The organism is Streptomyces sp. bgisy159 (assembly GCF_057707805.1).
In genome coordinates this window covers 1-9,808 of sequence record NZ_JBYIQX010000082.1, presented here as the reverse complement: position 1 = coordinate 9,808, position 9,808 = coordinate 1, and the positions used below count along the sequence as shown (strand labels likewise).

Sequence of the window (9,808 nt, the reverse complement as noted above, 5' to 3'; positions counted from 1 at the left end):
GGCGGTACTGACCGCGCACCCCGCGGTCGGCGGCGCGGTCGTCGTGGTCCGAGAGGACCGCGCCGACGACCAACGGCTGGTCGGGTACGTCGTACCGGCCGGCGGAAGCGACCCGTGCGCCTTCGACACCGAGGCCCTCACGGAATCGGTGCGCGAGCGCCTGCCCGACTACATGGTCCCCTCCGCGATCGTCCCGCTGGCCTCGTTCCCGGCGACACCGAGCGGGAAGCTCGACCGCGGCGCCCTCCCCGCGCCCGGCCCCACCGAGGCCCCGGTGGGCCGAGGACCGCGCACCCCCGACGAGGAAGTCCTCTGCCGGCTCTTCGCCGACCTGCTCGGCGTGGACGAGATCGGCGTCGACGCCGACTTCTTCGACCAGGGCGGGCACTCACTGCTGGCCACCCGGCTGGTCGGCCGTATCCGTGCCGAGTTCGACGTCGACGTGAAGGTCACGACGGTGTTCCGCAATCCGACCGTCGCCCAGCTGGCGGACCGGATCCGGAAGCAGACCCGGTCGAGCCGTCCCCGACTGCGCCAGATGACCGTAGAGGAGAACCGTCGATGATCCCGTTGTCCTTCGCCCAGCGCCGGCTGTGGTTCCTGCACCGGCTGGAGGGGCCGTCCGCGACCTACAACATCCCGTTCGTGCTGCGCCTCCAGGGCCCGCTGGACACCGCGGTGCTGGCCGCGGCGGTGACGGACGTCGTCACCCGCCACGAAAGCCTGCGCACCCTGATCGTCGAGCACGCCGACGGCACGCCCGAACAGCGGATCCTGCCCCCGGAGGAGGCCGACGTCCCCTTCCGGGTCGCCGACGTCGCAGCGGACGCGACGGACGACGCCCTGCGCGAGGCCGTGCGTACGGGATTCCGCCTGGACGCCGAACCGCCCCTGCGCGTCACCGTCCTGCGCGTCTCCCCCGAGGACCACGTGCTGGTCTTCGTCTTCCACCACATCGCCGCCGACGGCGCGTCGATGGCGCCCTTCCTGCGGGACCTGGTCACCGCGTTCACCGCGCGTCGCCGGCACGCGGCGCCCGACTGGGCGCCGCTCGCGGTGCAGTACAAGGACTACACGCTCTGGCAGCGGCAGATGCTGGGCGAGGCCGACGACCCCACCAGCGTCGTCGCCGAACAACTCGCCTACTGGCACAAGGAACTGGACGGCGTACCCCAGCCGGTGCAGCTGCCGCTGGACCGGCCCCGGCCGACGGCGGCCGACCACCGCGGCGGCCACGTCGACATCGCGCTCGACGCGGACCTGCTCGCCGGGATCAGGAAGGTGGCCGCCGACCGGGGAGCCACGGCCCCGATGGTCGCCCAGGCCGCACTCGCCGTCCTCCTGCACCACCTCGGCGCCGGGAACGACCTGACCATCGGCAGTCCCATCGAGGGGCGTGCCGACGAGCAACTGGAGGACCTGGTCGGGTTCTTCGCCAACACCTGGGTGCTGCGCGCCGACCTGTCGGGCAACCCCGCCTTCGCCGACCTGCTGGACCAGGTACGCGATCGCGCCCTCGCCGCCTACGACCACCAGGACGTCCCCTTCGAGCACCTGGTGGAACTGCTCGACCCGGACCGCACCACCGCCTACCAGCCCCTGTTCCAGGTGATGCTGGCCTGGCAGTTCGCCTGGTCCGGAATCGAGCTGCCGGACCTGCGGGTCACCCCCGTCCCGGTGGGCACGGGCACCGCCAAGTTCGACCTGTTCTTCAACATCGTCCCCGACCCCTCCGGGGGCGCCCGAGGACGCCTGGAGTACGCGACGCACCTGTTCGACCACGCCACCGCCGAGAGCCTCGTCGAGCGCTACGTACGGGTGCTGCGGCAGGTCGTCGGCGATCCCGGGACCCGGCTCGGCGCGACGGACGTGCTCACCGACGCCGAACGGGAACAACTGACCCGCCCGGCAGGGCCGCGGGAGCCGGAGCGGCTCCCGACGCTGCCGGAACTGGTCGCCGCCCAGGCCGCACGGACCCCCGACGCCACCGCGGTGGTCCACGGCCGCACCGCGCTGACCTACCGGGAACTGGAGGCCCGCGCCGGCCGGCTGGCCGCCCTCCTGCGGGACGGCGGGGTCGGCCCGGACGTGCTGGTGGCCGTCGCGCTGCCCCGCACCGCGGACCTGGTGGTCGCCCTCCTCGGCGTGCTCAAGGCGGGCGGCGCCTACCTGCCCGTCGACCCGGACTACCCCGCCGGCCGCGTCACCCTGCTGCTCGACGCCGCCCGGCCCGCACTGGTGCTGACCGACCGCGCCACCGAGGCGACCGTGGCGGGCTGCCTGCCACCGGTTCTGCACCTCGACGACCTGGACCTCGACGAGCCGGACCCCGACGGCGCGGCGCCCGCGGCCCCGGACGTCCGCCTCTCACCCGACCACCTCGCCTACGTGATGTTCACGTCCGGATCGACCGGGACGCCCAAGGGCGTCGGGGTCACGCACGCCTGCGTCGTGCGCGGCGTGGCGGACCTGCGCCGGGTGACCGGGGTCGAGGAGGGCTCCCGGATGCTCGCCGCGACCTCCGTGAACTTCGACGTCTCCGTGTTCGAGACGTTCACGGCGCTCACCACCGGGGCGTGCGTCGACCTCGTCGAGGACGTGCTCGAACTCGGGTCGCGCGACGGCTGGTCGGGCACCACCGTCAGCGCCGTCCCGGCGGTGTTCTCCGCCCTGCTCGACCAGGTCGCCGCCGACGGCGTCACCCTGCGCGCGGACACCGTCGTCTTCGCCGGGGAGGCCCTCTCCGCCGACCTGGCGCACCGTGTGCGCGACGCCCTGCCCGGGGTCCGCGTCGTCAACGCCTACGGCCAGACAGAGAGCTTCTACGCCTCCACCCACACCGTCCCGCCGCGGTCGGCCGCGAGCGGCGCGGTACCGGTCGGCCGCCCCCTCGCCCACATGCGCGCCTACGTCCTGGGCCCGGAACTGACCCCCGTCCCGGCCGGGGTGACCGGCGAACTGTACGTCGCCGGACTGCTCGCCCGCGGCTACCACCGCGCCGGCGCGGCCACCGCCGAGCGGTTCGTCGCCTGCCCCTTCGGACCCGCCGGAGCGCGCATGTACCGCACCGGCGACCTCGCCCGGTGGGACCGCGACGGCAATCTGCACTACGCGGGGCGCGCCGACACCCAGGTCAAGGTGAACGGCATCAGGGTCGAGCCGACCGAGGTCGAGACCGTGCTCGCCCGGCACCCCGCGGTCGCCCGCGCCGTGGTGACGGCCCACGAGGACCCCACCGGCGCGAAACGGCTCGTCGGATACGTGACCCCGGCGGCGGCCGCCACCCGGGACGGCGACGAGCGGACCGGCTCCGCCTTCCCGGTGGCCGACCTGCGCCGGTACGCGGCCCGGCGGCTGCCGGACTACATGGTCCCCGCCCACCTCGTGGTCCTGGACGAACTCCCCCTGACCGCCAACGGCAAGACCGACCGGGCCGCCCTGCCCGAGCCTGAGTTCGGCGGCGGCGAGTACCGGGCCCCGCGCACCGCCACCGAACAGGTCCTGGCAGAGGTCTACGCCGACGTGCTCGGCGTCCGGCGCGTCGGCCTGGACGACGACTTCTTCACCACCGGCGGAGACAGCATCCGCTCCATCCAGGTCGTCGCCCGGGCCCGGGCGCGCGGCGTCACGGTCAGCACCCGGGAGGTCTTCGAGCACCGCACGGTGGCCCGCCTGGCCGAACTGGTCGCAGAACGCGGCGACGAGGACCGGGTGGTCCTGGCCGAACTGCCGGGCGGCGGGGTCGGACCGGCCCCGCTGCCGCCGGCGGCGGCCCACGTGCTGGCCCTCGGCGGCCGCATCGGCCGCTTCTGCATGTCCGCGCTCCTGACCCTGCCCCCGGACATCGACCGCGCCGGACTGCTCGCGACCGTCCGGGCGGTCCTGGACCGCCACGACGTCCTGCGTTCCCGGCTCGACCGGGAGCGGCCCGGCCTGCTGATCGGTCCCGCCGGCAGCGTGGACGCCGACGCTCTGGTACGGGAGGCGCCCTACGACCCGGCCGGGGTGCAGGCCGAGCTGGACGCCACCGCCGACCGGCTGGACCCGGACGCGGGCGTGATGGCGCAGTTCGTGCACCTCACCTCCGCCACCGGCGACGACCGGCTGCTGATCGTCCTGCACCACCTGGTCGTCGACGGCGTCTCGTGGCGGATCCTGCTGCCCGACCTGGTGGCCGCCTGGCAGGCCGTCCGGGACGGCCGTGCCCTGCCGCCGGCCCCGGCGGGAACCTCCCTGCGCCGGTGGACGCACGCCCTGGCACAGGAGGCGGCCGCACCCGCACGGGTGGCCGAACTGCCCCGGTGGCAGGAGATCCTGCGCGCGGACGAACCCGTCCTCGGAGCCCGGGAGCTCGACCCCGCGCTCGATGTCGCCGGCACCGCGGACACGGTCCGCGTCCAGGTCCCGGCGCACGTCACACGGGCCCTGCTCGACACGCTGCCCGCGCTGTTCCGCGGCGGCCCCGACGACGGGCTGCTGACCGCCCTGGCCCTGGCCCTCGCCCACCGCCGGCGGACACGGTCCGGCGGCACGGCCGCACTGGTACGGCTGGAGGGGCACGGCAGGGAGGAACACCTGGTGCCCGGCGCGGACCTGTCCGGCACCGTCGGCTGGTTCACGGCGATGTACCCGGTGCGCCTCGACGTGACCGGCATCGACCTGGCGGACGCCTTCGCCGGCGGCCCGGCCGCCGGGCAGGCCGTCAAGGCCGTCAAGGAGCAGTTGCGCGGAGTGCCGGACAACGGCCTGGGCTACGGACTGCTGCGCCACCTCAACCCGCGCACCGCCGGCGAACTCGCCGGGCTGCGCGCACCGCAGATCGGCTTCAACTACCTGGGCCGGTCCTCCGCAGCGGACCTCCCCGAGGACCTGCGCGGCCTGGGCTGGGCCCCGGACACCACCCACCGGGACCTGATCGCCGCACCGGACCCGGACCTGCCGGTGCTGTCCGCGCTGGAGATCAACGTAGTCGCCACCGGCACCCCCGACGGTGACGAACTCACCGCCTACTTCGGCTTCCCCACGGGCGTGCTCACCCGGGACGAGGTGACCGAACTGGCCGGGCTGTGGGTCGAGGCCCTGTCCGCCCTGGCCCGGCACGTCACCCGACCCGGCGCCGGCGGACTGACCCCGAGCGACGCGCCCCTGGTCACCGTGGACCAGACGGAGATCGACGCCTGGGAGGCCCGCTACGGCCGGCTCACCGCGGTGTGGCCGACGACCCCGGCGCAGTCCGGGATCCTCTTCCAGGCGACCCTGGCCGGCGCCGCGTTCGACCCCTACCACATCCAGCTGGTGTTCCACCTGTCCGGAGAGGTCGACCCCGAGCGGATGCGCCGGGCCGGACAGGCCCTGCTGGACCGCCACCCCGGCCTGCGCGCGGCGTTCGCCGACCGCGCCGACGGCGACGCCGTGCAGGTGGTGCCCGCCGCGGTGACCCTGCCGTGGCGCCACCTCGACCTGACCGGTGCCGACGAGCCGGACCGCACCGAGGAGTTCGAGCGGTTCCTGGAGGAGGACCGCACCCGGTACTTCGACCCGGCCACCCCGCCGCTGCTGCGGCTGGCCCTCGCCGTCCTCGAACCCGGCCGGCCCGAACTCGTCCTGACCGCCCACCACGCGCTCTACGACGGCTGGTCCACCCCCTTGCTCATGCGGGACCTGCTGCTGCTCTACGCCTCCGACGGCGACCCCGGCGCGCTGCCCGCCACCCGCGACCCCGGGCACTTCCTCGGCTGGCTGGCACGGCAGGACCGGGACGCGGCGGCGCGGGCCTGGGCGGCCGAACTCGACGGCGTCGAGGAGCCGACCCTGCTCGCCGCCGACGCGGCCGGCGCCGACGACGGCGGCCGCGGCCAGGTCGACGTCGCCCTCACGGCCGAGGAGGCCCGCGCGCTGACCCGCCGCGCCACCGACCTCGGCGTCACCCTCAACACCCTGGTCCAGGGCGCCTGGGGGCTGCTGCTGGGACAGCTGACCGGCCGCCAGGACGTGGTCTTCGGCACCACCGTCTCCGGCCGGCCGCCCGCGGTGCCGGACGTCGAGTCGATGGTCGGCATGTTCATCAACACCGTCCCCGTACGCGTCACGTACGCGCCCGGGGACACGGTGGCCGCATTGCTCACCCGGCTGCAGCAGCGGCAGGCCGCGCTGGCCGAGCACCACTTCCACGGGCTCGCGGAGATCCAGCGAGCCACCGGCCTGCAGTCCCTGTTCGACACACTGTTCGTCTTCGAGTCGTACCCCGTGGACCGGGAGGGGCTGAGCGCCGCCACCGACGCCGCGGGCGGCATCTCCTACACGGGTCTGCGCCCGTCGGCGGGCAACCACTACCCGCTGTGCCTGCTGGCCGCGGCCGACCCGCACCCGCAGCTCACCTTCCAGTACGCGCCGCGCGTCTTCGACCGCGGCACGGTCGAGGCGTACGCGGCCCGCCTCGCCCGCGTGCTGCGGCAGCTGGCCGCCGACCCGGGGTTGCGGGTCGCGGGGATCGACACCCTGGAACCCGCCGAACGGGAGCGGGTCCTCGGCCCGCTCGCCGCCGAGGCCACCCCGCCTGCCCACGACACGATCACCGCGCGCGTCGAGGCGCAGGTGGCGCGGACCCCCGACGCGGTCGCCGTGCGGGCCGGCGCCGAGGCGCTGACCTACGCCGAACTGGACGCCCGCGCCGAGCGGCTTGCTGCCGGGCTCGCCGGGCGCGGGGTCGGCCCGGAGAGCGTGGTCGCCCTGGTCCTGCCGCGCACGGTGGACGCGGTGGTGGCCCTCCTGGGGGTGCTCAAGGCGGGAGGCGCCTATCTGCCCGTCGACCCCGCCTACGCCACCGCCCGCCTGCGGCACGTCCTGCCCGGAGCCCGCCCGGAGCTGATCCTGGCCGACGGCGCCACCCGCGCGCTCGTCCCGGACACCGACATCCCCGTGGTGCTGCTGGACGACCTCGCCGCCCCGGCCGCGACGCCGGGCACCGCCGCCCCGCGGCCCGCGGCCGGCCCCGACCACCTCGCCTACGTCGTGTACACCTCCGGCTCCACCGGCGTGCCCAAGGGCGTGTGCGTCACCCACAAGACCGTCGTCAACGCCGTGGACACGATGGTCGCGCAGGCCGGAGCCGCACACGGGGCACGGGTCCTGGTCGCCGCCTCGTTCGGCTTCGACGTCGCCACCTTCGAGACGTTCGCCGCGCTCACCACGGGCGGCAGCGCCGAGATCGTCCGCGACGTGCTGGAGCTGGCCGAACGGGACCACTGGGACGTCGACGTCGTCTGCTCGGTGCCGTCCGCCTTCGCCGAACTCGTCGACCAGCTCCCCGGCCGCATCACCCCCACGGCACTGAACATCTCCGGGGAGGTACTGACCCCGGCCCTGGCGGCGCGGGTGCGCTCCCTGTGGCCCGACGCACGCGTCATCAACAGCTACGGCCCCAGCGAGACCTTCTACGCCACCAGTCACCTCCTGGACCCCGGCGAGCGCTACCCCGCCGGGGTGCCCGTCGGCCGCCCCTTCCCCGGCGTGCGCGCCTACGTCCTGAGCCCCGCCCTCGCCCTGCTGCCCCCGGGCACACCGGGCGAGCTGTACCTGGCCGGCGCCGGGCGCGGCTACCACCGCCAGCCCGGCATGACCGCCGACCGCTTCGTCGCCGACCCCTACGGGCCGTCCGGGTCCCGCATGTACCGCACCGGCGACCTCGTCCGCCTCACCGAGGACGGGGAACTGCACCACCTGGGACGCATCGACACCCAGGTCAAGATCCGCGGCTACCGCATCGAACCGGGGGAGGTCGAAGCCGCCCTGACGACCCACCCGGGCGTCGCCCAGGCCGCCGTCGTGCCCCGGCAGGCCGGCGGCACCCGCTACCTGGCCGCCTACGTCGTCCCCGCCCCCGGCGGGAGCGCCCCGGACCACGCCGCACTGCAGCGCCACCTCGCGGAGCGGCTGCCGGACTACATGGTGCCCGCCGCGTACGTGCCGCTGGACCGGCTGCCTCTGTCGCCCAACGGGAAGCTCGACGCGAAGGCCCTGCCCGTCCCCGACCTCACGCCCACCACCGGCTTCCGGGCACCGCGCAGCGCCCGGGAGAAGGCGCTGGCCAGGCTGTTCGCCGAAGTGCTGGGCGTCGGCCGGGTCGGCGTCGACGACAACTTCTTCACGCTCGGCGGGCACTCCCTGCTCGCCACCCGGCTGATCAGCCGGGCGCGCGCCGAACTGGGGACCGAGATACCCATCCGCAAGATCTTCGACCTGCCGACCGTGTCCGCGCTCGCCGCCTGGTCCGAGGAGTCGGCCGTGCCCCTCCGCCCCCATCTCCGCCCGATGACCGTCGAGGAGTGAACCCGTGATTCCGCTGTCGTTCGCACAACGCCGCATGTGGCTGACGCACCAGATCGAGGCAGGGGCGGAGACCTACAACATCTCCCCGGCGTTCCGGCTGACCGGGCCGCTCGACCGGGACGCCCTCGCGGCGGCCGTCCGCGACGTGGTCGGCCGCCACGAGACCCTGCGCACCACCTACGTGACCGACGAGGACGACGAGCCCCACCAGCGGATCCTGGCGGCCGCGGACGCGCCGGTGCCGCTGCCGCTGGTCGACGTGAGCCCCGGGGAACTGCCCGGCGCGATCGACGAGGTCATCGCCCACCGCTTCGACCTGGCCGCCGAGATCCCCTTCCGGGCGCACCTGTTCCGCTGCTCGCCCGAGGAGCACGTCCTGGTGCTGGTCATCCACCACATCGCCTCCGACGGCGTCTCGGGAGGGCCGCTGGCACGTGACCTGACCGCCGCCTACACCGCCCGGCGCGAGGGCCGGCCGCCGCAGTGGGCTCCGCTGCCCGTGCAGTACAAGGACTACGCGCTCTGGCAGCGCGAGCTGCTCGGCGACGTGAACGACCCCGGCAGCCTGGCCGCCGCGCAGATCGACTACTGGCGCGCGGAACTGGCGGGCGTGCCGCAGCCGCTGAACCTGCCCCTGGACCGGCCCCGGCCCGCGGAGCGCAGCTCCCACGGCGAGGCGGTCGACGTGGTGGTGGAACCCGCGGTGGCGGCCGGCCTGCAGAAGCTGGCCGACGAGCGCGGCATGACCATGGCGATGGTGCTCCAGGCCGCGGTGGGAGTGCTGCTCGGCAAGCTCGGCGGCGGGGACGACGTGACGATCGGCGGCCCGATCGCCGGCCGGACCGACGAGGCGCTGGCCGACCTCGTCGGATTCTTCGTCAACACCCAGGTCCTGCGCGTGGACCTCTCCGGCAACCCCACCTTCGCCGATCTTCTCGCCCAGGTCCGGGACAAGGCACTGACCGCCTACGAGCACCAGGACGTGCCGTTCGAGACCCTGGTCGAGCAGATCAACCCCGAACGCTCCCTGGCCTACCAGCCGCTGTTCCAGGTGATGTTCGCCTGGCAGAACTTCGCCCGACAGGACTTCGAACTGCCGGGACTGACGGTCGAGTTCGAGCAGCACCTCACCCAGACCGCGCTGTCCGACCTGTTCTTCAGCATCGCGATGGACGAGACGGGCGGCCTGCGGGGCGACCTCCAGTACGCCACCCAGCTGTTCGACCGGGACACGGCCGAATCGATCGTCGCCCGGTTCGTCCGCGTGCTGGAACAGGTCTCCGCCGACCCGCACCTGCGGGTGGGTGCGGTGGAGGTGTTGTCGGTGGAGGAGCGTGAGTGGTTGGTGCGGGGGGTGAACGACACGGCGGTGGTGGTGGAGGAGGGGACGTTGCCGGGGGTGTTCGAGGAGCGGGTGCGGTGTGATCCGGATCGGGTGGCGGTGATCGCGGAGGGGGAGTCGTTGAGTTATGGGGAGTTC

3 protein-coding genes are annotated in these 9,808 nt (G+C 74.4%); all 3 read left to right on the top strand.

Going from position 1 to position 9,808, the window contains the following annotated elements:
* Positions 1-565 (top strand): phosphopantetheine-binding protein (locus AC3ET3_RS35390; RefSeq protein ID WP_432140070.1); only part of this gene is annotated, 565 nt, incomplete at its 5' end.
* Positions 562-8,328: an amino acid adenylation domain-containing protein gene (locus tag AC3ET3_RS35385; RefSeq protein ID WP_435613669.1), complete on the top strand. Its 7,767-nt coding sequence runs from the start codon at positions 562-564 to the stop codon at positions 8,326-8,328. The genes AC3ET3_RS35390 and AC3ET3_RS35385, both read left to right, overlap by 4 nt.
* Before the next feature lie 4 nt (positions 8,329-8,332).
* On the top strand, positions 8,333-9,808 hold a 1,476-nt coding region (locus AC3ET3_RS35380; protein WP_435613668.1), incomplete at its 3' end, for a condensation domain-containing protein.

Excerpts from the sequence above, each read along its gene's own strand:
- AC3ET3_RS35385 (WP_435613669.1), top strand. The coding sequence starts at position 562 with ATGATCCCGTTGTCCTTCGCCCAGCGCCGGCTGTGGTTCCTGCACCGG.